General features: G+C 40.7%; 23 protein-coding genes. All 23 read left to right on the top strand.

Annotated elements, in window-relative coordinates:
* Nucleotides 1–97: 97 nt before the first annotated feature.
* The gene (locus NFR51_RS08215) at nt 98–616 is read left to right on the top strand and encodes a DUF3048 C-terminal domain-containing protein (protein ID WP_251713223.1); all 519 of its coding nucleotides are present in this window, start codon (nt 98–100) and stop codon (nt 614–616) included.
* Between the two features lie 214 nt (nt 617–830).
* Nucleotides 831–1,460, top strand: coding sequence for a restriction endonuclease subunit S domain-containing protein (locus NFR51_RS08210; RefSeq protein WP_251713222.1), 630 nt, complete (start codon nt 831–833; stop codon nt 1,458–1,460).
* Nucleotides 1,453–1,857: a type II toxin-antitoxin system PemK/MazF family toxin gene (locus NFR51_RS08205; RefSeq protein ID WP_251713221.1), complete on the top strand. Its 405-nt coding sequence runs from the start codon at nt 1,453–1,455 to the stop codon at nt 1,855–1,857. The genes NFR51_RS08210 and NFR51_RS08205 overlap by 8 nt, the downstream gene beginning before the upstream one ends.
* 132 nt (nt 1,858–1,989) lie before the next feature.
* Entirely contained in the window at nt 1,990–3,573 is a 1,584-nt protein-coding gene (locus NFR51_RS08200) for a type I restriction-modification system subunit M (RefSeq protein ID WP_251713220.1), read from the top strand.
* Nucleotides 3,574–3,750: 177 nt separating this feature from the next.
* Nucleotides 3,751–4,203 carry a signal peptidase II gene (gene lspA, locus NFR51_RS08195; protein WP_251713219.1) on the top strand — a complete coding sequence of 151 codons (453 nt, stop codon included), beginning with the start codon at nt 3,751–3,753 and terminating at the stop codon, nt 4,201–4,203.
* On the top strand, nt 4,204–5,109 hold the full coding sequence (locus NFR51_RS08190; RefSeq protein ID WP_251713218.1) for an RluA family pseudouridine synthase: 906 nt from the start codon (nt 4,204–4,206) through the stop codon (nt 5,107–5,109).
* Between the two features lie 88 nt (nt 5,110–5,197).
* On the top strand, nt 5,198–6,106 hold the full coding sequence (murB, locus tag NFR51_RS08185) for a UDP-N-acetylmuramate dehydrogenase (RefSeq protein WP_251713217.1): 909 nt from the start codon (nt 5,198–5,200) through the stop codon (nt 6,104–6,106).
* Between the two features lie 10 nt (nt 6,107–6,116).
* On the top strand, nt 6,117–7,019 hold the full coding sequence (locus NFR51_RS08180; protein WP_251713216.1) for an HAD family hydrolase: 903 nt from the start codon (nt 6,117–6,119) through the stop codon (nt 7,017–7,019).
* A gap of 829 nt (nt 7,020–7,848) precedes the next feature.
* A complete protein-coding gene (locus NFR51_RS08175) occupies nt 7,849–9,120 on the top strand; it encodes an ABC transporter ATP-binding protein (protein ID WP_251713215.1) in 1,272 nt (423 codons plus the stop codon).
* Nucleotides 9,117–9,911, top strand: a complete 795-nt coding sequence (locus NFR51_RS08170; protein ID WP_251713214.1) for an ABC transporter permease — start codon at nt 9,117–9,119, stop codon at nt 9,909–9,911. The genes NFR51_RS08175 and NFR51_RS08170 overlap by 4 nt, the downstream gene beginning before the upstream one ends.
* A complete protein-coding gene (locus tag NFR51_RS08165) occupies nt 9,911–10,711 on the top strand; it encodes an ABC transporter permease (RefSeq protein ID WP_251713213.1) in 801 nt (266 codons plus the stop codon). The genes NFR51_RS08170 and NFR51_RS08165 overlap by 1 nt, the downstream gene beginning before the upstream one ends.
* 15 nt (nt 10,712–10,726) lie before the next feature.
* The gene (locus NFR51_RS08160) at nt 10,727–11,794 is read left to right on the top strand and encodes an ABC transporter substrate-binding protein (RefSeq protein WP_251713212.1); all 1,068 of its coding nucleotides are present in this window, start codon (nt 10,727–10,729) and stop codon (nt 11,792–11,794) included.
* Nucleotides 11,795–12,617: 823 nt separating this feature from the next.
* Nucleotides 12,618–13,190, top strand: coding sequence for a transglycosylase (locus tag NFR51_RS08155; protein ID WP_251713211.1), 573 nt, complete (start codon nt 12,618–12,620; stop codon nt 13,188–13,190).
* 910 nt (nt 13,191–14,100) lie between these two features.
* Nucleotides 14,101–15,615, top strand: coding sequence for a hypothetical protein (locus NFR51_RS08150; protein WP_439108862.1), 1,515 nt, complete (start codon nt 14,101–14,103; stop codon nt 15,613–15,615).
* Between the two features lie 328 nt (nt 15,616–15,943).
* Nucleotides 15,944–18,700: a cation-translocating P-type ATPase gene (locus NFR51_RS08145; protein WP_251713209.1), complete on the top strand. Its 2,757-nt coding sequence runs from the start codon at nt 15,944–15,946 to the stop codon at nt 18,698–18,700.
* A 74-nt stretch (nt 18,701–18,774) separates the two neighbouring features.
* The gene (locus NFR51_RS08140; protein ID WP_202231403.1) at nt 18,775–18,981 is read left to right on the top strand and encodes a hypothetical protein; all 207 of its coding nucleotides are present in this window, start codon (nt 18,775–18,777) and stop codon (nt 18,979–18,981) included.
* Between the two features lie 108 nt (nt 18,982–19,089).
* Nucleotides 19,090–20,448: a magnesium transporter gene (mgtE, locus tag NFR51_RS08135; protein WP_251713208.1), complete on the top strand. Its 1,359-nt coding sequence runs from the start codon at nt 19,090–19,092 to the stop codon at nt 20,446–20,448.
* Between the two features lie 63 nt (nt 20,449–20,511).
* Nucleotides 20,512–21,216: a 16S rRNA pseudouridine(516) synthase gene (locus NFR51_RS08130; protein ID WP_251713207.1), complete on the top strand. Its 705-nt coding sequence runs from the start codon at nt 20,512–20,514 to the stop codon at nt 21,214–21,216.
* A gap of 71 nt (nt 21,217–21,287) precedes the next feature.
* Nucleotides 21,288–21,770 (top strand): glutathione peroxidase, encoded by a 483-nt coding sequence (locus NFR51_RS08125; protein WP_251713206.1) that lies wholly within the window; start codon nt 21,288–21,290, stop codon nt 21,768–21,770.
* Nucleotides 21,771–21,905: 135 nt separating this feature from the next.
* Entirely contained in the window at nt 21,906–23,807 is a 1,902-nt protein-coding gene (locus NFR51_RS08120) for an ABC-F family ATP-binding cassette domain-containing protein (protein WP_251713205.1), read from the top strand.
* 90 nt (nt 23,808–23,897) lie between these two features.
* Entirely contained in the window at nt 23,898–24,353 is a 456-nt protein-coding gene (locus NFR51_RS08115; RefSeq protein WP_251713204.1) for a GNAT family N-acetyltransferase, read from the top strand.
* Between the two features lie 254 nt (nt 24,354–24,607).
* Nucleotides 24,608–25,237: an orotate phosphoribosyltransferase gene (gene pyrE / locus NFR51_RS08110; protein ID WP_251713203.1), complete on the top strand. Its 630-nt coding sequence runs from the start codon at nt 24,608–24,610 to the stop codon at nt 25,235–25,237.
* 38 nt (nt 25,238–25,275) lie between these two features.
* Complete coding sequence (locus NFR51_RS08105) at nt 25,276–26,541, top strand: dihydroorotase (RefSeq protein WP_251713202.1); 1,266 nt, start codon at nt 25,276–25,278, stop codon at nt 26,539–26,541.
* Nucleotides 26,542–26,597: the final 56 nt, after the last annotated feature.

The raw sequence follows: 26,597 nt of genomic DNA, 5'->3' as shown, positions 1-26,597 counted from the left end.
AAGTCCTTTCTTTTTTGTGTCTTCTTAGACAGATTATAACACACTAATTTGTGTCTACTTTTATAGTATAGCTCCAGACCGAATCGCTCCGCATAACATGTACACGAATACGAGAGGACTAGATGAGTATATGGAGAAAGCGGGGAAGAAAAGATCTGATTTTGAAGTCTGGAAGCGCCTGCCACTTCGTACGGAGAAGACGGAAAATACGGATTCAAGTGAGTTGCCTATTGCGCATAATATTCAGTTCCCAGTTTCTACAGGAATCTTTGCAGTAGGGTATCAATATGATGCTACAAGCAACACCTATAAACGTTTCCAAGGCGGCGAAGCCCATCAGGACCGAGAAAAGGGACAATTGTCACCAGATGTCGTAATAGCTATCATGGTTAATCAGAGATTGTCAGCAGATGGAAATCATATGGATATTGAAATGACAGGGGCAGGTAAGGCTTATATTTTCCAAAACGGCAAGGTTCAAGAAGGAAAATGGTCCAAACCAGATGCGCAAACCAATATCAGCTTTACCGATGAGCAAGGACAAAACATTCCTCTCAAAGCTGGACAGACCTGGGTGACGGCAGTGGATAACATGCGTCAGGTGATTTGGGAATAAGCTTCAAAGAAATAGGGCAGCAGAGGTGCTGTTTTTTTGTTTGTATTATAGAAGCATGTTAATTCCTATCATAGTTTTATTACCCTTTCTTGAAGTCTCCTACAAAGGAGAAAAATATAAATAGATTGCTATTTATATTTTTTCTTGACAACTTTCTTGTTTTGGTATAAAATATATTCAAGTAGTAACCTATTTATGAAAAAGGAGTTGTGAAATGGACTATAAACTTTATGATTTAGCAAAATTAGAAAATGGTAAAGTATTTCCTAAAGATACACTGCTTACTGAGGAAGAAAAGAGAGAGCTTCAAGATAAGGGTGAAGTTAGGGGCAGAAAGCGCTGTTATCTTTATACACCTGCAGTTTTTGAGTATGACAGATATTTACAGAAAAACTCGGAAGGCGAAGAAAAATATTTAAGAGATTATAGTAAGTTTTTAAGTGTGAAAGTTGGCGATGTAGTAATTTCTCCAATAACACAATACGCTACTCTTGTTAGAGACCATAAAGTTCCTATGCTTCTTTCACCAAATCATATAAAAGTTTCATTGGACGAAAAGTTTATAGATAAGTCATATTTTGTTTTTTGGTTCAATGAACTGCCTGAATCTAGAAAACAAATTTCTGAAATGAAGCAAGGAACGACAGTAATAAAACTACCGACAAGCGGCTTAAAGGGGATGACTATTTCTTTACCTGAATTAAATCAACAGAGACAATTAGGGGCAAGTTATATCAATTCTCTAAAACTTATGGAGCAGTTAAAGAGAAAAAAAGATTTACAGATAAATTTTCTTAAGGGAATTAATCAACAATTAATAGAAAGAGAGAAAAAAAATGACTGAGTATATTAAAGATTTTGACAGCTGGAATGAAATTCAAAAGAACTTGAATTCAAGTAGTAAACCTAAATTTTTCAAAAAAAGAGAGATATGGTGGGCTGCAGTTGGCGTGAATGTAGGGAATGAGGTAGACGGTAAAAATGAAGTTTTTGAACGTCCAGTATTAGTTATAAAAAAAATTAATGCAACTTCAGCTTTTGTCATACCCTTAACTTCTACCATTCGTGAAAACGATGATCGTTACGTTACCTACACGATAAAAGGAAAAAAACGCTCAGCAATGATTAGCCAAGCACGTATGATGGATACACGACGATTTAGAAGAAGGATGAGAAGCAAAATGTCAAACAAAGACTTTAGAAATATTTTAAACTGCTTTAAAAAACAGTTTTCAGAGTAAAAAAATCGGCTCAGGAATACTCCCAAGCCTCAAGTGGCAATTTTGGCTTGCGCCTCAGCCTCAATATATCTATTATAACAAAAAAGAAAAGGATGTCAACTTTAATAAATTATTGAATGAGAGGGAAAAACTATGTCAACAACACTAAATAATTTTCTTTGGGCATCGGCGAATATTCTCCGTGGAAAAATGGACACTATTAAATGTAGAAACTATCTTTTAGGGTTTATCTTCTATAAATACCTGTCAGATTTAGAATTACATGAAGTTTATGCACGAGAAAAAGATACAGTGCCTGTCTTTTCTGGTCGCAAAAAACAACTTGAAATATTAGACAAATTGAATGAAGAAGATAGACGTAAATTGGAAGAAGCGATGTGTTTAAAACATGGTTACTTTATTAAACCAAGACATCTTTTTTATAGTATTTGTCAAAGAGCAAAGGATTATAACTTTAAGCTTTTCGAATTACAAGAAGCATTCAAGGATTTGGAAAAACAGGGGGAGCAGTTCAAGGGACTATTTGCTGATATTGATTTGGAAGCAGCAAAACGAAGTGCTGATGAACAACAGTTCCAAGAGATGATTGTCAATTTTATTCAAGCGCTTGATGAGATTGATTTTTTTGAATACAGCAGAGATGCTATAGAGGGTGCCTATGAGCACTTGATTGGGCAATTTGCTGCTGAAGCAGGAAGAAAAGTAAGTGAATTTTATACGCCTAAGTCGGTATCACGTGTTATTTCAGAGATTGTTTCAATTAGACAAGAAAACAAGGTCCCTTTTCATGTTTATGATCCAACTATGGGTTCAGGATCACTGATGCTTAGCATCCGCCATTTCATTCATGATAGAGAGAAAATTTACTATCATGGCCAAGAACCAAATAGTACTACATATAATCTAGCACGTATGAATTTTATTTTGCATGGTGTTGATAGGGGAAGGATGTATCTTAAGAATGTTGATACACTAGATAGCAATTGGTCATCAGAAGTTTCTGGTCAGTTTGATGCCGTTGTCATGAATCCGCCTTACTCAGCAAAATGGTCAGCTGATGAAAAATTTTTAGAGGATGCGCGTTTTACACCTTATAAAAAATTAGCACCTAAATCCAAAGCAGACTTTGCTTTTCTCCTCCATGGTTTTTATCATTTAAAAGAGACAGGAACTATGGGAATTATTTTGCCACACGGTGTATTATTTCGCGGAGGAGCAGAAAGAATCATTCGTAAAACCCTGCTTGAGAAAGGGGCAATTGATGCTATCATTGGACTACCAGCAAATATTTTATATGCTACCAGTATCCCGACAGTGATCATTATTTTAAAGAAAAATCGTGACACTTCCGATATACTTTTCATTGATGCTTCTAATGAGTTTGAAAAACAGAAGAATCAAAATAAGCTCCGTGCTCGTGATATTGAAAAGATTATTACAACCTATAAAAAACGCGAAAATGTAAAAAAATATGCTTATTTAGCAAATTTTAAGGAAATTAAATCTAACGATTTTAATCTTAACATCTCTCGATATGTACATACATTTGAAGAGGAAGAACCCATTGATATCGTAAAATTAAGTAAAGAAATTGCTGAGCTTAATCAAAAAATTAGTAATATGGAACAAGAACAGCAGACAATGTTAGAACAGCTGGCGAGTATCAGTGGTAGCAGTGAGATTATGGTAGCCACGAATCAGATTTTTGGAGAATAATATAACTTTAAATAATAAAAAGTAATTCGAATGAATCAATCACTGGCGTTCCCAAGTCAAAGACATTCAAAACGCGTGACTAACGTCATTACTCCAATAAAGGGCTCCCTACGTTTATCGTGGATAACACGAAGATTAACCTAGAGTCAGAACAATAATTCTGTTATAATAAACAATATGAAAAAAATAATCTCCCTCGGCCTAATACTCCTCGGAATACTTGCGGATCAACTGCTGAAAGCTTGGACTGTCTCTAATATTCCACTGGGTGAAGAAAAGGCATTTATTCCTGGTATTCTCAGTCTGACCTATCTTCGAAACGAAGGCGCCGCATGGTCTCTGTTGGAAGGCAAACAGTGGTTTTTTCTCATACTAACACCCATTGTCCTTGCTGCTGCTGTCTATTTTCTCTACAAAAAGATAAATCAAAACTGGTATTTTGTGGCATTGACGTTGATTATTTCTGGGGCACTCGGAAATTTTATTGACCGTGTACGCCACTCTTTTGTGGTAGACATGTTTCAGACCGACTTTATCAATTTTCCAATATTTAATATCGCGGATATATTGCTCTCTGTGGGCTTTGTAGTACTTTTCATCGCGATTATTTTAGACAAAGAGGTAGAATAAATGGCAGTAGTAATTATTGATGAAGCAAATGCTGGTTTACGCTTGGATAAGGCCTTGGCGAACCTTAGCAAAGTCTCACGTTCAGTAGTGATAGACTTAATTCGTGAAGGTAAGGTGAGCGTAGAGGGACAAGTGAAAAAAGCAAAATACAAGGTAAAAGAAGGAGAGGCGATCACTTACGAACTGCCAGAGATTGCTGTCCTTGATATCCAAGCTGAGGATATTCCCTTGGATATTGTCTATGAGGATGCAGATGTAGCAGTAATTAATAAACCTCAGGGAATGGTTGTTCATCCAAGTGCAGGACATGCCTCAGGAACTTTAGTCAATGCCATCATGTTTCATATCAAAGATCTTTCCTCCATCAATGGTATCATTCGTCCTGGAATTGTGCATCGTATAGATAAAGATACCTCTGGTCTGCTGATGATTGCCAAAAATGACGCCGCGCATGAATCTTTAGCCGCACAGCTCAAAGCAAAAACCAATAAACGTCGCTATATTGCGCTGGTACATGGTGAAGTACCAAATGAAAAAGGTACAATTGAGGCACCGATTGGTCGGAATCCTAAGGAGCGAAAAAAACAAGCGGTTGTCGCTGGAGGTAAAGCTGCAAAAACACGTTTTACTGTTTTGGAGCGTTTCTCAGGATATACCTTGCTTGCTCTTGAGCTTGAAACTGGTCGGACTCATCAGATTCGTGTGCATATGGCCTACATCGGTTTTCCTCTAGCTGGTGACCCACTTTATGGACCAAGTAAAACGCTTAGACCAAACCATGGTCAATTTCTCCATGCTGAAACTTTGGGTTTTGAGCATCCAACAACAGGGGAACTTATGGAGTTTCAAGTAGATATACCTGATATATTTGCCCAACAACTTGAAAAATTGAGAGGGTTGTCTTAAAGACAAGTCAGACTCTGTCTATAGTCTGAAAAAACTCTCGTTTTTTTATTTTTCCCGTCATATTTCTAAATTATGGTAAAATGATTCTATGCTAAAAAAATCTGATTTCGAAAAATTTCCTGATTTGCTTGTCAAATATGATGAGCCATTGTCAAATTACACTTACACCAAAGTTGGCGGTCCAGCAGATTTTCTTGCTTTTCCCGCTTCAAGTGAAGAACTAAGTGCGCTGCTCGACTTAGCACGTGCAGCAAATACGCCGATTACCGTTTTGGGTAATGCATCAAACTTAATCGTTCGTGATGGCGGTATTCGTGGCTTAGTGATCTTACTTGAAAAAATGAATCATATTGAAGTAAATGAGAACGTAATTACCGCTGAAGCTGGGGCAAAACTGATTGATACGACACATGTTGCTCTGGAGCATTCTCTGACTGGGTTTGAGTTCGCTTGTGGTATTCCGGGTTCTGTCGGTGGAGCTGTCTTTATGAACGCTGGTGCTTACAATGGTGAAATCGCCCACGTGCTGCTCAGCTGTACGGTCATTGATCAAGAAGGCGATCTCCGTGTGCTGCAAGCGGATGAAATGAAATTCGGCTACCGTCACTCTGTTATTCGTGAGGAAAACCTGATTGTTGTTTCGGCACAGTTTAAACTCCAAGATGGTGATGCAGCAGTCATCAAGGCGGAAATGGACCGTTTGACTGGCTTGCGTGAAAGTAAACAGCCTCTAGAATATCCGAGCTGCGGCTCGGTGTTTAAACGTCCTGCGGGACATTTTGCAGGACAGCTCATTCAAGAAGCAGGCATGCAAGGAGTCCGTATCGGCGGTGTGGAAGTATCCAAAAAACATGCAGGTTTTATGGTAAATGTAGATAACGGTACTGCTACAGATTATGAAAACTTAATTGCTTATGTTATTGAGCATGTCAAGGAAAACTCTGGATTGACACTAGAGGCAGAAGTCCGTATTATTGGTGACAAATTGGAAAGATAAAAACAGGAAAATGATTAATGCAATAGTTTTTGACGTTGACGATACGATTTATGACCAACAAGCACCGTTTAGACGGGCCATTTCCAGAGTTTTTCCAGACTTTGATATGGCAGATATGAATAAAGCTTATATTCGCTACCGTCACTATTCAGATCTTGGCTTTCCTAAGGTTATCGCGGGCGAATGGGAGATTGAGTATTTCCGTTTTTATCGTACAAATGAAACCCTTAAAGACTTGGGCTATCCAGAAATTTCACGCGCTACCGGTGATTATTTTCAAGAAATTTACGAATACGAATTAGAAAATATCACCATGCTTGATGAAATGCGTTTGACTTTAGACTTTTTGAAAAAACGTAATATTCCAGTTGGCGTGATTACTAATGGTCCAACGGAGCATCAACTTAAGAAAATTCGTAAACTTGGCTTGTATGATTACGTTGAGCCAAGTCACGTGATTGTTTCGCAAGCAACAGGCTTCCAAAAACCAGAAAAGGAAATCTTTAACTTGGCTGCGCAACAATTTGGCATGAATCCCGAAACGACCTTGTATGTAGGAGATTCTTACGACAATGATGTGATGGGTGGCCACAATGGCGGGTGGAAAACCATGTGGTTCAACCATCGGGGGCGCAGCATTTCCCAAAAGAAAAAAGTGCATGATGTTGAGATTGATTCTTTTGAACAACTCTTTGGAGCAGTAAAGGTCCTTTTTGACTTACCGGACAATAAATACATCATGGATTCGAATGATAAGACAAATCCCGTTTTGGAGTTGGGAGTCAAAGCGGGTCTGAATCTGGCCGCAGAACGTCTTTTAGCTACCAAGGCCTTTGATTTGAAAACTGTATCCACAATGCTTGAACTCAGTAAAAAGCAAGTAGAATTTCTCACTTTAAAGGGCTACAAGTAAGCTATAGAAGTCTAATCTTCCGCTGTTTTTGGAAGATTGGACAATTCTGAGAAGAAAAAATTATAAAAGTTTCACTCTTGCAAAGGACTAAAATTTACGTTATAATTATAAGAGTTCTGCTAAGCAGAAAATAGGACTCATTTTTGCCATAAACAAGCAAAAACTAAGGCCATACGGACAGCCAGAGTCACAGCCGATTGGCAATTTTATTGCCTTATTGATTAAGCAAATTGATTTTGCTTATGGAGTTGAGAGGCTCCACCCAAGAAACACGCTTGCGCGCATCAATAAGAGTACTAAAAGTTGACTACTCGGTCTCTCCGCAGTAAGACTGCTTTTTATATGTAATCAAAGATTGAATGTGAATCCAAGTGTGTGTACACTTGGATTTTTTGATTGGCTATTGCTATCAAGTGCCTAAAGGCCCTGATAGCAAACGGAAATCCCTGTAAGGATTTCCTAAGGCTTTCGTTAGTTGACAAATAAAAAAATATCGTTTTTACATTGTCAATGTCATAAGCTATCGTCCTTGTGTAAAGATACTCATGAGGATTGAAAAGCCCTGTTAGGCTCTTTCTTAAGCATCTTGTTGGGAAAAGGACAAAAAATATCGTTTTTTGCTTTTTATACCCTGCACTGTCCCAGTGCTTCTAAAGATGCTAGATAATAGTAGAAAGCCCTAAGCTACTTTCTCCTATGCACATCAATAAGCAGGAAATAAAAAATATTGTTTTTTCTGCCTCATTATTTAACTTAAGACCGGTTTTGAGATTCCGGTCATATCTTCAATGATAAGCAAAACTCTAAATCCACCCTTAAGGATAACAGTATGACAAAAAACATTATCGAATTCAAAAATGTAACTAAAACCTTTGAAGACAGTGGCACAACAGTCCTTAAAGATATTACTTTTGAAATTGAAGAAGGTAAATTTTACACTTTACTTGGTGCATCAGGCTCTGGAAAGTCAACAATTTTAAATATCATCGCGGGACTTTTGGATGCAACTTCAGGAGATATTTTCTTGGATGGTCAGCGCATCAATGATGTCCCTACTAATAAACGTGATGTCCATACGATTTTCCAGTCTTATGCTCTCTTTCCCAACATGACTGTCTTTGATAATGTCGCTTTTGCCTTGAAGATAAAGGGAGTAAACAAAGCTGAAATTGCCCAACGTGTCACGGAAAGTCTCAGGCTGGTGCAGTTAGAAGGCTTTGAAAAGCGTGCCATCAATAAACTTTCTGGTGGTCAGAAACAGCGTGTGGCCATTGCGCGTGCAATCATCGACCGTCCCAAAGTTCTCTTGCTGGATGAATCTTTGTCTGCTTTGGACATGAAGCTCCGTAAGGACATGCAATATGAACTCCGTGAATTACAGCAAAGTCTAGGAATTACCTTTATTTTTGTTACCCATGATCAGGAAGAAGCTCTAGCTATGTCCGATTGGATTTTCATCATGAATGAAGGTCAAATCGTTCAGTCAGGTACGCCAACCGATATTTATGACGAACCCATTAACCATTTTGTTGCGGAGTTTATCGGGGAGTCAAATATTATTAGCGGCCACATGATTGAGGACTATCTTGTTGAATTTAACGGTCAGAAATTTGAAGCTGTCGATGGTGGGATGCGCCCCAACGAGCCGATTGAGGTGGTGATTCGTCCCGAAGACATTGAGTTTACCTTACCTGATGAAGGCAAATTCAATGTCAAGGTCGACACACAACTTTTCCGTGGCGTGCATTATGAGATTGTGGCTTATGATGACTTTGGTAATGAATGGCTCATTCATTCGACACATAAGGCCTTGGTTGGTGAAACTGTCGGTTTAAACTTTGAACCGGAAGCTATACACATCATGCGTCTTGACGAAACCGAAGAAGAATTTGATGCCCGTATCGAAGAGTATGTTGAGGAAGAAGAGCAAACTATCGGTATCGTAAATGCGGTCGAAGAAGAAGCCGCAGAAGAAGAGGCAGCCATTAAGGATGCTGTTCAGGAAGCCTTGGAAAACACTATGGACTTGACCGAGTTAGCTCAGGCGGTAAACGATATCCTGCATAAGCAAGAAAACGGGGAAAGTGAGGAAGAAGAATGACCAAAAGACTTTTTTCTGTCCCCTATTTCTTGTGGGTAGGACTCTTTGTTATAGCCCCTCTTATCCTCCTGCTCTGGCAATCTTTCTTTAATATTCAGGGTCAGTTTAGTTTTTCTAACTATAGCCAGTATTTTACAAGCTCGACCTATCTGATGATGACTTGGAACTCGATACTCTATGCCTTAATCATTACTGTCGTTACACTCTTGATTAGCTTTCCTGTGGCTTATGTTTTAACTAAACTTAAGCACAAGCAGCTCCTCTTGATGTTGATTATCTTGCCGACTTGGGTCAATCTTCTGCTGAAAGCTTATGCCTTCATTGGTATCTTTGGTAAATATGGCTCTGTCAACAGTTTCCTACAATTTATCGGGCTTGGTCGTCCACAGATTTTGTTCACAGACTTTAGTTTTATTTTTGTAGCGACTTATATTTCTATTCCTTTCATGGTGATGCCCATTTTTAACGCCCTCGAGGATCTGGATGAAAATCTTGTCTTAGCAAGTTATGACTTGGGCGCAACACGCTGGCAAACCTTTATTCATGTGGTTTGGCCCTTATCACTTAATGGCGTTCGCTCAGGTGTCCAAGCCGTTTTCATCCCAAGTTTATCGCTCTTCATGCTGACACGTTTGATTGGCGGAAATAAAGTGATAACGCTAGGAACAGCAGTTGAAGAACACTTTCTCACGACACAAAACTGGGGTATGGGTTCAACCATTGCTATTATATTAGTCCTTGCCATGATGATTATCATGTTACTGACAAGGGAAAGAAAGGTGGGGAACTAATGCCTAGTAAAAATCGTATTGGAAAAATATATCTGGGCTTTGTGCTCTTTGTCCTTTATGCGCCGATTTTTTTCTTGATCTTCTATGCCTTCAATGAAGGCGGAGATATGAACCAATTTACAGGTTTTACTCTGGACAACTTTAAAGAACTTTTTCAGGACAGCCGCTTAATTTTGATTGTCGTTCAGACCTTCTTTTTGGCTTTTTTGAGTGCTTTAATTGCGACGATTATAGGGACTTTTGGCGCCATGTTTATTGAAAACCTTAAAGCTAAAGGTAAGACGACTTTCTTAGGGTTGAACAATGTTTTGATGGTGTCACCAGATGTTGTTATTGGTGCAAGTTTCTTGATTCTTTTTACACTAGTAGGTATGCAGCTTGGCTTTGTCTCCGTTTTATTGAGCCATATCGCCTTTTCTATTCCGATTGTTGTCTTGATGGTGCTGCCACTCTATCAAGAAATGGATAAGTCTTTGATAGATGCTGCTTACGATCTTGGTGCGACACAGACACAAGCACTGAAAGAAGTAATTCTCCCTTATTTGACACCAGGAATTATCGCAGGCTTCTTCATGGCTTTCACTTACTCGCTCGACGACTTTGCGGTCACCTTCTTTGTTACAGGGAATGACTTTACCACAATGTCTGTCGAAATCTACTCACGCGCCCGTGCAGGTATCTCGTTAGAAATCAATGCCCTATCCGCAATTGTATTTCTCTTCTCGATTTTACTGGTTATAGGGTATTATATAATCATGAGAGAATCAGACACTGCTGGAAAATCACCAAATATTACTTAAGAAAGGACAGCACTCTTGAAAAAATTAATCTATTTTCTTACAGGGATTCTAGCAATCACTGTCCTTCTTGGCGTTACAGCTTGGCGGATGTCCGCTGCTACAGGCGTTTCAACTACTGCCAACAGCTTAACTATTTTTAACTGGGGCGAGTATATTGATCCACAACTCCTCACAAAGTTTGAAAAAGAGTCCGGCTACAAGGTCAATTACGTGACATTTGATTCCAATGAAGCCATGTATTCTAAAGTTAAGCAAGGCGGTACAGCTTACGATATTGTGGTGCCCAGTGAGTATATGGTACAAAAAATGGCCAAAGAAAAGCTCTTGCTTCCTTTAGATCACACCAAGATTAAAAACCTTGATTATGATAATCCTAAGCTCTTGGATGCGGCATTTGACCCTAAAAACACTTATTCCGTGCCTTATTTCTGGGGGACTTTGGGGATTGTATATAATGATAAATACATCACTCACCCGCCCACAAAATGGGAGGACCTTTGGTCTAAAGACTACAAAAATTCAATCCTTCTCACAGACAGTAGTCGAGATGTGATGGGCATGAGCTTAATCGCCACAGGAAGCTCTGTGAATACGACGAACCAGTCAGAGATTGAGCGTGCTTATAACAAACTGCTGCAACTTACCCCCAATGTCAAAGCCATTCTCGGCGATGAAATCATGAGTTATATGATTAATAACGAAACACCTCTAGCCGTCGTTTACAGCGGTCAAGCCTCAGAGATGACCTCAAGCAACGAACATTTGCACTATGTAGTACCTACGCGTACAAATATCTGGTATGACAATCTGGCTATCCCCAAAACCAGCAAAAACCCTGAAGCTGCCTATGCTTTTATCAACTTCATGCAAGAACCAGAAAATGCAGCAGCCAATGCTGAGTACGTTGGTTATTCCACACCCAATGTAAAAGCTGAAGCGCTCCTTCCCGCAGAAGTACGTGAAGACAAAGCCTACTATCCTGATGAAGCACTGATCAAAGAAGATGAAGTCTATGTTAACCTTGGGCCTTATTGGACGGGTGTGTATAATGACCTTTATCTTCAGTTTAAGATGAATAAATAATAAAGCAGCTCAAAGTCTTATGATTGAGCTGTTTTGCTTAAACTGCGTTAGATTTGCATCATTTTCCCAAAAATCACAGATGAAACTTTTTATTCATCTTTGTAATACATTTTGTAAGCCCTTCATTTAGTGATATAATCAACATAAGAGGAAAGCAGTGTTGAAATAGTATTTCAGTAATTGCCTTTGTCTAAGTACTCCATATCTGTGCATTGGCTCTTTGCCCGCAGATGTGGAGTTTTTTATATAAGTATACATTGTAACATAAGTTATCTTAACTGAAACAAAAAACAAAGTAAAAAAACCTCGCTAGTTTTTTTGAAAAGTTTCTAACATATTTTAATTAAAAAGATTATTCAATACTTTCTTAAATCGACTAAAAGCGCATTAAACAGGTGTTTTTAGGATATATTTTTATGTTTTTGTAGTCTTACTCCTCTGAATTTTTTTATTTATGAATATCTTTTATTTTCTTTTCGGGAAAAAATTTTTTAAGTTAAGTTTAAGGAAAAGAGCATATAATAAGTCCCCTGTGAGTGAAATAAATTTAAACATAAAATTTAACATCATCTATTCAAATAATGTAGCTTAAATTGAGAGGATTTTTATTTTTGTAAATTCGCGGCAGACAGAAATTTGAATTTTCTTTAAGATACACGTCCATAACGTGCAATGACGTTAAACTGCTTACGGTAATCCTACACAAGCGTTCAAGACTTTATGATGTGTATGGGAAGTAACCATGATGATAGGGTATATACGGGGGTTCACGATTGAACAACACTCTATGGAATATTCTTAGTGGCGAAATCGAAAGGTCTAAATGAAATTCAGTAAAGTTGCTCTTTCAACTGGTATCATTGCTTCATTTATGTTTAATAGTACTGGCATGGTTCATGCGGATATGCCAAAACAATCTACACGTGATGTAGCATTAGAAGTTATTAACGGTAACTATGGTACAGGCCAAGAACGTGTCACTTTGCTTACACGCAAAGGCTTTGACTTTGAAGCTGTACAAACAGAAGTTAATAACATTTTGTTAGGAAAAGCGCCTGCAGTTGCCAAAAAAGTTGAAAAACAACCTGCTAAATCTAAAGTAGCACAGTCTGTATCTGAACTTGACTTAAGTCAAACATCTGGTCAGGTAGATATAGAAGCTCTTGCCAACCATATGGCTGCTAACACTGCAAATGCAGCAGGCTATTCTGCAAGTGAATGGGCCTATATCATCGAGCATGAGTCCAATGGCCGTGTAGATGTTGCAAATGCAAGTTCAGGCGCCTATGGCTGTTTCCAACTGTTAGGTCACGGTGAATATGCTGGCATGACACTTGCTGAGCAAATCGAAATGGCAAGTCAACTCCCTGCGGGAAGCTGGGTAGTTTACAACTAGGGGATTGAAAAAGATTTTTGATTCCTAGAGTGCTTAATTAAGATTGAACATTCAGGGCTATCACTATTTGTGAAGTCCTTTTTTTGTTGAACAGTATCGGAAAGCCCAGGAGTTCCATCCAAAAGTAGCCCGATACTATAAACTTTGGAGGTGAAAAATAATTTCTCATTTCAGATGCAGGAACAGAAAAATTCAAGATGAAACTTCAAAAGCAGCCCCAATCTCTATAAGATACAGTATTTAAAGGACTTTTTTATATCTTTCCCAATAAGCTGACCGATGATTGAAAATGTAAAAACTTAGAAGAGGAATAAATAAATTTCTGATAAAGTCATTAGCATAACAAAACATTATGATAACATTTCATAAATATTAAGCAACATGTTAAAATATGATGAGAGATACCATTGTATTTGGAGAAACACCCCCAATGACTTATAATCAGACAACACAACACAACACAACACAACACAACACAACACAACACAACACAACAACAGGCGGTAGATTTCCCTTCTTTTTCGTATGCACCAAAACGTTCCGGATAACTGGGACGTTTTTTGCCCTGCACTAAAGCTAAAAAATAATCGTTTTTGACCCCAAAGTCATAAAACTTCTCATATCCATAAAATTTGAAATACAAGGAAGAAATAAAATGCACGCAACAAACAGAAACAGGAAAAAACTAGGAATCCTTTTAGCCATATTGTCAGTCTTGCTGCTCATCTCAGGAACCTTCGCATGGTTCTCCTTCACACAGCGGGCCATCAATGACCGCAGTGTCAGTGTCAACTTTGAAGAAGTTGGGCGCCTGCACGACTACTTTGACCGCGCCTCAGGTAACAAGGATGTCTTCGCGGAGAACTTTGGCGATGCGCCTATCTTGGTGCGCGTTAAGCTCCTCGAATACATGGAAATCAATGGCGAGTCCTTAGTCCAAGCCGACCCACAAGAGGTGGCAGAAGGCAACGCGGTTCAACCCATCAAGGAAGACACCGGGACATGGACCCCTTGGACACCAGAAGCCTCGGGCAACACAGTTGGCCAACGTGTCGGACCGGGTGCCGTCTTCAACGCCCGTGCCCGCTGGACTGTCGGTTGGCAGCCCCGCGCAGCCACAGACGGCTCAGGTCAGCTGAATGCTCCTTACTTCATGCCGACTTTTAACCGTGCCCGCGACAACCACAAGACAGCTGCTGCAGGCGACGGGCGTGACTGGACTCAGTCGGGCGAAGAGGCCGATACCTCTGTCAGCGCCAACGGAACCAATGCCGGAGCAGAGGCCACAGGGGTCACCCATCCCGGAAACGGGACAGATGGCTACTGGACCAACGGCAGTACAGCCACTTCTATTTTAGGGACACCGCCTGATACAGAAGACGGGACACACACGGCTCGCCAGACCGTCCTCCAAGACCAGCCGGTTATGTTGCTCAGCCAATGGAATGCCTTGCCAGTGCAAGATCGTGTGGGGAACTTCTGGGTGGTGGATCCCCAAACAGGTTGGGCTTACTGGGCCAACCTGCTCTTTCCAGAGGAAGCGACCTCTTTCCTTCTTGACCAAGCCACTCTTGCCATAGGAGGACTCAGAGGGGACTTGTATTACGGGATTAAAGCTGTTGCCAATATGGTCGCCAACACAGATGGCGATGTGGCAGCCCTGTGGGAAGGCAGCAACGAGGAGCACAGCGCCCTTGCCAAGCAGCTGGTGGATGAAGTCCGCAGCGGTATGCCAATCCTAGGCGAAATGACACCGGGTCAAACATTCAATATGCGGGGTATTGAATACCGTTACCTTGAAAACAAGGGAGACGGGAATCACTTGATCGGCGCAGTTGCAGCTCAGTTCAATAGCCAATGGAATATCAATCCTGCAACGGATAACTATAATGACTCAACTTTGGATAATGCTATGAAGAACTGGCATAATAATCTGCCAAGTGTTGTTCGTCGTCAAGTTCAACCTGTGCAAAAAGAATTTACTGGAGTGGGGCCGGATGCACATATCAGTGAAAATTGGTTTTCTAATTCTTCAGAATGGGCCAGTGGATGGATTCCCGTTGTAGGAACACCTCATGCTTTTATTTTAGACTTTGAAAATCCAGCCTTTACGGCTGCTTTGAAAAATGACTTTGCGGCAGTTGACCCTAACGGCGAGAAGAAGGCCTTTGCCCTTTCTGTAGCAGAAGTCAATCATCTTTCGGGACCTGGAAAGGCCTTTCCGACTATGGCTTCACGTACGAATGTAGGGACAACACGAACGCCATTTGGGGAGTGGCATCCTTGGATCGTAATGCCATCAGGTGCTTCAACAGGAACATTTAATGTAATCAATCATTGGAATGCGACGAACTCAGCGATAGCAGGACAGTGGCCCGCCCTTATCCTCCGCGACCAAGACGGTGCATGGACATCAAACATATAGAAATAATAACCCAGTGATTTTTCAGAGGCGAATATCTGGAAAAGTCTTGCAGTGATATGCAAAACAAAATGCTTAAAAAAATTTTAAAAAATCCTAAGATTATGATATAATAAAAGGACGTGTTTGGGAGTTTTATCCATTCACTCAAAACTAAATAGACGATAAATATAGGTTGGGCGCAAGCTTCAAGAGATTTCCTCCGAGGGTAAGGAGGAGATTTTTTGAGAGCTTGCGCCCTTTTTGTTTACATTCTTTTTTCTCTAGGTTGCTACGCTCTAGGAAAAAGCGAAGTGTAACCCTAACTGTCGAAAACACAAGGAGGAATCTTTTGGAATTTTATAAAAAAGCAAAAGAAGAAGTTATTGCGGAGTTTCTGGTGGACCCAAAAACAGGTCTGACTGATGAACAAGTCCTGAAGCAAAGAGAGCTTTATGGCGAAAATAAACTTCCTGATGAAGAGGATGAATCATATTTAGCAACATTTCTTAACAGTTTTAAAGAACCGATCGTAATTGTATTACTCGGAGCGGTGGCTCTCTCCTTTGTAAGCTCCTACTATGCTTTCCACTTTCAAAATGACAGCAAGCATGGTCTAGAAGCAATGTATGAAGCCATTGCGATCTTAATCTTAATTCTTATCAATGCCTTTTTAGGCTTCTATCAAGAAATCAGTGCGCGCAAAAGTTTAAATGCACTTAAAGAGATGAACAACCGTTATGTGACCGTTTTACGAAATGGGCAGTTTGAAAAAATCTACTCAACGGAACTTGTCACAGGTGATATCGTCAAAGCCTCTATAGGAGATTTTGTCGAAGCAGATGTCCGTTGGATTGAAACCAATGAGCTCCAAGTTATCGAGTCGCATTTGACTGGCGAAGCAGATGCGATTAGCAAGCACACAGATGCTATTCTCGAGACGACAGAACTAGGTGATCGTCATAATATGGGCTTCTCCGGTTCAAGCGTTTCTGGTGGACAAGGTTTAGGGATCGTTGTGGCTGTTGGGGAACATACTGAACTTGGTAAAATTGCCAAGCTGATTCAAGCAGTTGAAAACAGGACGTCGCCACTGCAAAATACGGTTCATAAGTTAACCAAAACCTTGATGCAAGTTTCAGCCGGTATTGTTGTCTTTACCCTCGTAGTGGGTATCATCCAAGCTGGTGAATTAAGCATCACATCAATTACATCTGTTTTATCGACCTCTATCGCCTTAGCTGTAGCCTCTATACCGGATGCCTTACCTGCTGTGCTCTCGATTGTTCTTACGATAGGTGCTGCCAAAATGGCGAAGAATAAAGGGCTTATCAAGTCACTTAACAGTGTGGAAACACTAGGAAGTACTTCCTACATCTGTTCAGATAAAACAGGAACACTTACCAAAAATGAAATGACCGTTACACATTTCTATACAAACGGTCAATACTATGAAGTTTCTGGTCTGGGCTATACTCCAGAAGGGGAAATTCGTAGTCTATCCGAAGACGAGCAAGCTTCTTCGTATTCGGCCTTTATCGCTGGCGCCCTTTTGTGTAACGAGTCAGCTCTCAAAGAAGTTGAAGGAAAATTCGTGCCCTTTGGTAATCCAACTGAAATTGCCTTGACTGTTTTAGGGCAAAAAGCTGGCTGCACAAAAACTCAACTTTTAGAATCGCACGCGCTCATCAGGACACTGCCCTTCACCAGTGACCGTAAAACAATGAGTGTCATTGTCAAAAAAGGCGACAACTATCTTCTCTATATCAAGGGAGCGCCAGATGTTCTGGTTGAGAAAAGTCGTGCCCTTTTGATTGATGGTGAATTAAATACCGAAGAAAGTGAAAAACAAAAATTTATCACTACCGTAAATGACTATGCCAATGAAGCTTTGCGTACCTTGGCGGTAGGTTACCGTATCCTCAGCAAGGAAGAAGCAGAACAAGGCAAGCTGGAAGATTTAGAGAAAGATATTATCTTGACAGGTGTCGCAGGCATTATTGACCCTGCCCGTGAAGAAGTTAAGGACTCTGTCAAAACATTGCAAGAGGCCAGTGTCGAAGTCGTTATGATTACAGGGGACCATGAGAATACAGCACGTGCGATTGCTTATAATCTAGGTATTGTAAAAGCAAAAGATGCTAAGGTCATCAAAGGTATCGAAATTGAAGAAATGACAGATGAAGAACTTTACGCTGCCGTTAAAACGACAAATGTTTATGCGCGGGTTTCTCCTGAACACAAGCAAAGAATAGTGAAACAACTGCAAAAACACGGAGAAGTTGTGGCGATGACAGGTGACGGTGTTAATGATGCACCCGCCCTGAGAGCAGCTGATATTGGTATAGCCATGGGTATCGCGGGAACTGAGGTAACCAAGGACTCTGCCGACTTGATATTACTCGATGACAAGTTTAGGACGATCGAAAAAACAGTTGAAAACGGAAGAACGATTTACGCCAACATTAAGAACTTTATCCGTCATGAGTTGACCACCAATGTCGCAGAAGTGCTTTCCCTGATATTGGGCTTGCTTTTCTTCACTGTAAGTATCGGTAATGTTGACTATACAACACCGACTTTAACAGCCTTAATGGTCCTTTGGGTCAATATGGTCAGTGATGCCGTACCGTCCTTTGCTCTGGGATACGATGTCGCCGAGTCAGACATTATGAATGAAAAACCGCGTGATCCAAAAGAGTCTGTCCTTGCCAACTATACATGGTCGAGGGTTTTGATACGTGGGACAATCATGGGTCTGATGGTCTTTGTAGCCTTTGTTTGGGCAGCAAAACAAGGCATGTCAAGCAATGAAGCACAAACTGTTGCCTTCTTAACATTAGTTTATGGGCAATTGTGGCATGTTTTTGATGCAAGAAGTTCGCAAACCTTATTCCGAAGAAATCCATTTGGTAACCCTCGTTTAGTGCTTGCGGTGGTCTTTGCAGGAATTTCTTCCTTCTTAGTAACGATCCTTCCATTCTTCAACCTTGTGATGGGAACGGCGCCATTGAGTTTGCCTGTTTATCTCCTCGTTCTCTTTGTGCCAGCTTTACCAACCTTTATCTTATCGGGTATTAAGGAAGTCTTTAGCGTCAAGATTTGGTAAGAGGAACTTTTTGAGAGGGGATAAGAGATTATGCTAAAATAGCAGTATAATAATCTCGGAAAGGAACTTTACACATGGAAAAAATCAAAAGTTTTTTCACAGCAAAAAGAATTTTGGTTCTCTTGATTCTTTTACTTATCCTTATCTTTGCCGTTTTGAACTTTGCTCCTGTCAGGATAAATATGCTATTTTTCACTATTGATATCCCCATGTTCTACGGCATTATTGCTGTGGGCTTGATTGGGTTTGTTTGCGGCTATGTAATGCGGGGGCGAAAATAAGGAAGATGAACGGAAGACCGAAGGACCACTTCGGTCTTTTTATATCGTTTGGTGGTTTATAACAAAAGTATTAGAATTTAGAGAGAAAAGCAAAAAAGGAAAACCACCATGGGAGAACTTATAAGCTATTATATTAGAACGAAAGAGTTTGAAAAACTGCAAGCCATGCTCCAATACCTGCCAAAACATGAGTTGAAAGAGCTTTTGCTGCACCTAACCATTGATGAACAGGCCAGTCTCTTTGAAGCCCTAGCGGAAGATAAGGCACTCGAACTGTTTAAGGTGCTGCGTATCAGCCAGCAAAAAAATATTTTGTCCACGATTAAGCCGCCTCTGGTACAGAACATCCTGAACCAGCTTTCGCCTGATGACAGGGTGAGGCTTTTTGATCGTTTGCCTGAGAAGCAGGTCAAGCGTTTTTTGAGTATCTTAAGCGCTCCAAATCGCGAGGAAACCCTCAAACTTCAAGCCTATAGACCGGAAACTGCAGGGCGAATCATGACGACCGAGTACGTGACGTTGACGGGAGAGCTGACACAGGAGGAAGCCCTGTCTAAAGTTTCAGAAGAAGCACGGCGCAAGGAAAACATCTATATCCTCTTTGTTGTTGATGCGCAGGAAAAACTCCAAGGCTTTATCACTCTAGGGCAGCTTTTGACAGTAAAACCCACGGTACTTATCGAAGATGTGATGTCTCAACAGCCAGTAACTGTTAAAACATCGGACGACCAAGAGCAGGTCGCCCAGAAAGTAAAGGAACTTGACCTGATTGCCTTAGCAGTGACAGATGATGATGAGCGCTTGGTCGGCCTCCTTACCTTTGATGATGCCATGGAGATTTTGGAAGAAGAGGCGACAGAGGATATTCTAAACCAAGCTGGTTTGTCGGACCTAAAAGATGCCGAAGAGGACCGCAGTAAACTGCTCATCAATGGCAAAATGAACAAGATATTAGCAGTCCGTCTACCCTTTCTCCTTGCGACTTTGCTCCTAAGTCTCTTATCAGGCTTGGTCATTGAGGGTTTTGAGCAAACTCTGGAATCCATCGCCATGGTAGCAATCTTCATCCCTCTCATCATGGGAATGGGCGGTAATATCGGGACACAGTCTTCAACTGTTTTTACACGTGGCTTGGTTCTGGGGCATATCAACATGGAGGACTTTCTTACGCCCTTCTTCAAAGAATTACGCGTAGGCTTAGCCATTGGCGCTTTGATGGGAAGCTTGGCAGGTCTCATCGCTCTTTTATGGCTGGGGCTTCCGATGCTGGGCTTGGCTGTTGGTCTGGCGCTTTTTGCAACGATGACAGTATCTTCGATGCTAGGCTTTTTAGTTCCCTTTATCCTCATCAAGTTAAAAGTCGACCAAGCAGCGGGTTCAGCACCGATTATTACAACGCTTAAAGACTTACTTGCCTTGCTGATTTATTTTACATGTGTGTCTGTCTTTTTAGGTCATCTTATGTAAAAGAAAGAGTGAAAAGAGCTTGTCGGTCACTGGATGACTTATAATTTGTTAAAATATAAAGATATGAGATTAGACCACTACCTGTTTTTGAACGGTTGGACAGATAAAAAAGAAGTCAAACGACTGGCGCAGAGGAGAAAGATAAAGATTGATGGCCTTGTGGAGTACAATTTGAGTCGAAATGTTGACCCGCAGATGCACGAGATTTTTGTAGAGGAGCGACAGCTCACGCAGTTTCCCCATCAATATTTTATGTTAAATAAGCCGGCTGGAGTCTTGTCTGCTAATAAAGACGAAAAACTTCCGACCTACCGTACATTGCTAGATGAGGAGAATGATGCTTTGTATCCTGTCGGGCGCTTGGACTTTTTAACGACAGGTTTATTATTAATCACGGATAATGGCCCTTTAGGTATTGACATGCTCAAACCTCAGCAGCATGTCGCAAAAACTTACTGGGTCGAAACCTTGGAAGCACTCGAAAAGGATGATGTTGCTGCGTTTGCACAAGGCATCACGTTTATCGGAGGAGTATGTACTCAACCTGCTTTTCTGGAAATTTTAGATGGGCATCATGCAAAAGTGACGATTCAGGAAGGAAAGTATCATCAGGTCAAAAAGATGTTTCTGGCTTTGGGTAAAAAGGTGGAGCAGTTGCAACGTCTCAGCTTTGGTCCTCTTGTCTTGGATATGCAGTTGGAGCCAGGGGAGTATCGACCTTTAACTGTCGAAGAGATTCAGAGTCTCAAAGTTTTTATGCGAAAGTAGCATCCTTTGACAGCCGATAGAGCAAGTGCTATAATCAATAGCAATTCAAGCCATACAGAAAGGAAGTTCCTATGTCAATTTATGATTTTATCGTTAAAGGAAGTCAAGGAGAAGATGTTTCTCTCTCTGCTTATGAAGGAAAGGTGTTGCTCGTTGTCAATACAGCCACAAAGTGTGGCTTCACACCACAATATGACGGCCTCCAAAAGCTCTATGAGAATTACAAAGATGAGGGGTTAGAGATACTTGACTTTCCTTGCAACCAGTTCAAAGAACAAGCTCCAGGAACAGCGGAGGAAATCAATCAATTTTGTAGCCTCAATTACGGCACAACCTTCCCTCGCTTCCAAAAAATTGATGTCAATGGAGAAAACGAAAGTCCATTATACACTTGGTTAAAAGCAGAGAAAGGCAGTCCTCTAGGGAAAAAAATCAAGTGGAATTTCACCAAGTTTCTGATTAATCGCCAAGGGGAAGTTGTTGCGCGTTACGCACCAGCTACAACTCCTGAAAAAATTGCCAAAGATATTGTCCAAGAACTGAAGACAGTATAAACAAGGGGAGCCCAGCGCTCTCTTTTTTTCATTTTCTGACTAGAATTTATGGGGACTTAGTGTAACATTCTTAAGTTATATTGATTTCATGAGGCAGGTCCTTTACCTTCAACATTTTTATGTTAAAATAGAAGAATGATTTTACTACAAGGAAACGGGATAGCACGCACTTTTGGTGGTGATGTTTTATTTGAAAATATAAACTTTAATCTTCAAGATCACTCACGCATGGCTTTAGTCGGAAGAAATGGTGCGGGAAAGTCCACCTTATTGAAGATTATTGCAGGCGTTGAAGAACCGTCTGCTGGGTCGATTTCTAAAGTCAAGGACCTGCACCTGAATTATTTGGCTCAAGATACAGGCTTGTCATCGGATTTGACGATTTTTGAAGAAATGTTGACAGTCTTTGGAAAACTGCGTCAAACAGAGCAACAGTTACGTCAGATGGAGATGCAAATGTCTGATCTGACTGGGGGAGACTTGGACAGTCTGATGCACCGCTATGATGTTCTGTCTGAAGAATTCCGTCAAGCCAACGGTTTTACCTATGAAGCAGAGATAAAGTCGGTGCTTAATGGTTTTCGTTTCGACGAGAAGATGTGGAATCGCCCTATCTCCTCTTTATCTGGCGGACAAAAAACACGGTTAGCTCTGGCAAAAATGCTTTTAGAAAAGCCTGATTTGCTGATTTTGGACGAACCAACCAATCATTTGGATATTGAAACACTGGCTTGGCTAGAAACTTACCTGAAAAACTATTCAGGAAGTCTTTTGATTGTCAGTCACGACCGTTATTTCTTGGATAAGGTTGTCACTGAGACCTTAGAGATTTCACGCGGCAAGCTGACACGCTTTGCGGGGAATTACAGCAAATATATCGAACTCAAAGCAGAGATGCTCGCCACTGAGCAAAAAAACTATGACAAGCAACAAAAAGAAATCGAAAAACTAGAAGATTTCGTTGCTCGAAACATGGTGCGGGCTTCCACAACAAAACGTGCCCAATCTCGTCAGAAGAAGTTGGAAAAGATGGAGCGTATCGAAGCACCAACCGGAAGTGAAGCTGCCGCGCACATGACTTTTTCTCCAGCTAAAAAGTCGGGCAATATCGTCCTTACGGTGGAAGATGCAGCTGTAGGCTATGATAAAGTGCTGTCCGAGCCTATCAATATCGATACACGAAAACACGATGCCATTGCTATTGTAGGACCAAACGGTATCGGGAAAACAACGTTGATTAAGTCGATTGTGGGTCAGATTCCCCTTCTTAAGGGTCAGGTAAAGCTTGGTGCCAATGTCGACTTAGGCTATTATGACCAAGAACAAGGACGTCTAACGCCTTCTAATAGTGTTCTTGACGAGATTTGGAATGAACATCGTCTTTTACCAGAAGTAGAGATTCGCAATCTTTTAGGCGCTTTCCTTTTCAGCGGTGAAGATGTGAAAAAGACCGTTTCGATGTTATCCGGGGGAGAAAAAGCGCGCCTTCTCTTGGCAAAACTTGCCCTGCAACATGACAATTTTCTTGTATTGGATGAACCCACCAACCACTTGGATATTGATAGCCGCGAAGTGCTAGAAAATAGCTTGATAGACTTTGACGGCACCTTACTTTTTGTCAGTCATGACCGCTATTTTATTAACCGTGTTGCGACCAAAGTTCTCGAAATATCGCCACAAGGAAGTAAACTTTATCTGGGCGATTATGATTACTATTTGGAGAAAAAACTTCAAGAAGAGGCGCATCAAGAAGTTGTTTGGGAAGAAAAGCCAGAAAGTGCGGGTCAGATGGACTATGCACAGCAGAAAGAAGCGCAGAAAATCCGCCGAAGATTAGAACGTGAAGTCAATGCTGCAGAAGAAAAACTTGCCACTTTGGAAAAGAAAAGCGAAGAAATTTCACACGCCATGTTAGATGTAACAGATGATTTTGTTAAACTGGGTGAACTCCAAGCAGAGCTGGATCAACTGGCTGTACAAAAAGAAGAAGCCGAGATGAATTTACTGGAAGCAATGGAGAGTCTGGAAAGTTTATGATGCTGAAACAGAAAAAATAATCTATCAGAAAGAAATACTATGGAAAAAATTACTTATGACTATGCAAAAATTTCGGATTTAGATGGAATCATGCACATTGAAACGACGGATTTTTCGCCAAATGAAGCTTCCTCACGAGAGTCGATGCTGGAACAAATTGAGCGTATTAGCGACTCATTTTTGGTGGCACATAACGAAAGGGGTACAGTTGTGGGATATGTGGCTGGACCTGTGACAGCTGGCCGTTTTGTGGAGGATATAATGTTTGAGCATTCGGAGCGTAATCCGAATTTTTATGGCTATCAGAAAATCACAAGTTTGGCAGTTCATCCTGATTATCAGGGGCAAGGAATCGCCAAGGAGCTGATGTCCCGCTTTATCAAGCAGGCGCGACTGAAAAACCGGCGAGGTGTGAGCTTAACTTGTCATGATTATCTGGTGGGCTATTATGAAAGATATGGATTTGTCAACAAGGGCATTTCTGAATCTCAATGGGGCGGCGAGATTTGGTATGACATGACTTTAGAGTTTAGAAAATCACGTTGACAGTCTTGTTTTTTAAAAATAGAGTTTATGATTGCAAACTTCGACTAAATCTGTTAGACTATATAGCGATGAACCTTTAAATTAGCACGAGAGGCTAGCAAGGAAACCGTATAATTGTCTACTTAATAGAATATTTAGGCGAAGTCTAAGTATTATTGACATATTTTTTTACGCACTTGCAGTTCTCTGCAAGTGTTTTTTCTATAAATACCGTGCTGTTTAGATTAACTTAAAGGAACTAGAAAGAGGAAGACATGTCACTATCAAAAACTATCGCTGCTGATTTACTCGAAATAAAAGCTGTAAGCTTATCACCAAGTGCGCCCTTTACTTGGGCAAGTGGGATTCAGTCGCCTATCTACACAGACAACCGTGTAACCTTGGCTTATCCAGAAGTACGTACACGCATTGAGCGTGCTTTCTCTGACTTGGTTAAAGCCGAATTTCCAGAAGTTGAAGTGATTGCAGGTACAGCAACAGCTGGTATTCCCCATGGTGCGATTATTGCGGATTATCTGGATCTTCCTTTTGCCTACATCCGCAGCAAACCAAAAGATCACGGGGCAGGAAACCAGATTGAAGGTCGCGTTTCTAAAGGGCAGAAAATGGTTGTTGTTGAGGACCTTATTTCAACAGGAGGTTCAGTATTAGAGGCAGTTGCTGCGGCACAACGTGAAGGCATAGAGGTGTTAGGTGTTATCGCTATCTTTACCTATCAGTTGGAAAAAGCAACCTTAAAATTTGAACAAGCCCAAGTACCGCTACATACTTTGACAAATTATTCTGAACTGATTCAAATTGCACAGGAAACGGGTTATGTAACAGAGGATGAACTTGAAATGCTTAAAAAATTCAAGGACAATCAGGAAATATGGAATAAATAACATAATAAATATTATGTAAAATGCAAGAAAGGGAACAGATGATACTCATAAAAAATGGCCGTGTAATCGATCCTAAGACGGGTTTTGATCAAGTTGCGGATGTGTTAATTCAAGACAAGAAGATTATTCGTATTGCCAAAGATTTGGAAGAAAAAGAAGCAGAAAGCATTGATGCCAGTGGCTTAATTGTTGCGCCGGGCCTCATCGATATTCATGTGCATTTCCGTGAACCTGGTCAAACGCAAAAAGAGACCATACATACTGGCGCTCTGTCTGCAGCACGTGGGGGTTTTACGACAGTTGTAATGATGGCAAATACGAAACCGGTTTTGTCTAATCCTGAAGTGCTTTCTGAGACATTGGAGCTTGCAGCTCAGGAGAAGATTCATATTAAGTCCGTTGCTTCTATTACCAAAGATTTTGATGGGCAACATCTCACAGATTTTGATGCTTTGTTGGCGGCTGGAGCAGTTGGTTTTTCGGATGACGGTATTCCTCTGAGTGACTCAGGGGTTTTACATGAAGCTCTGAAGAAAGCCAAAGAAACAGACAGTCTGCTCTCTATTCACGAGGAAGACCCTAAGTTGGTAGATACACTAGGCATTAACGAAGGCAAAGTGGCACACCAATGTGGTCTAACAGGAGCGACAACGGTGGCCGAGTACAGTATGATTGCACGTGATGCCATGTTGGCTTTGGATACCCAAGCGCGTTTACATATTCAACACTTATCCGCTGGAGAAAGTGTAGATGTTGTACGTTTTGCGCAAAAAATGGGCGCAAAAGTTAGTGCTGAAGTTACGCCCCAGCATTTTTCACTGACAGAGCAAGCAGTGCTAGAGATAGGAACAAATGCTAAGCTTAATCCTCCATTACGTCAGGCAAAAGACATTGCAAAAATTTTGGAAGGCTTGAAAGACAACACGATCAGTGTTATTGCGACTGATCACGCCCCACATACTCATGAAGAAAAAAATGTTGCTTTGGCTGAAGCACCTAGCGGCATGATTGGTTTAGAAACTTCTTTGCAACTTGGTCTTACGCATTTGGTGGCGCCTGGTCATCTTAAACTGGTTCAGTTGCTGGAAAAAATGACTGTTAATCCAGCTGAATTGTATGGTTTTGATGCGGGATATTTAGCGGAAGGTGGTCCAGCTGATGTGGTCATTTTCGATGCCAATAATACTTATAAAGTGGATAAAAACTTTGATTCAAAATCAAGTAATTCACCATTTATCGGTCAAGAACTTTTAGGTCAAGTAAAATACACCCTTTGCTCGGGAGAAATTGTTTACCGTTCATAAAAATCTTGCAAGAGCTTACATAAATTGTTAAAATGATTTTAATGTTTAATAAATTT

The sequence above is a fragment of the Lactococcus ileimucosae genome (assembly GCF_943193185.1).
Taxonomy (GTDB): domain Bacteria; phylum Bacillota; class Bacilli; order Lactobacillales; family Streptococcaceae; genus Lactococcus; species Lactococcus ileimucosae.
The sequence above is the reverse complement of the archived record's forward strand: the minus strand, read 5'-3'. Positions and strand labels throughout refer to the sequence as shown.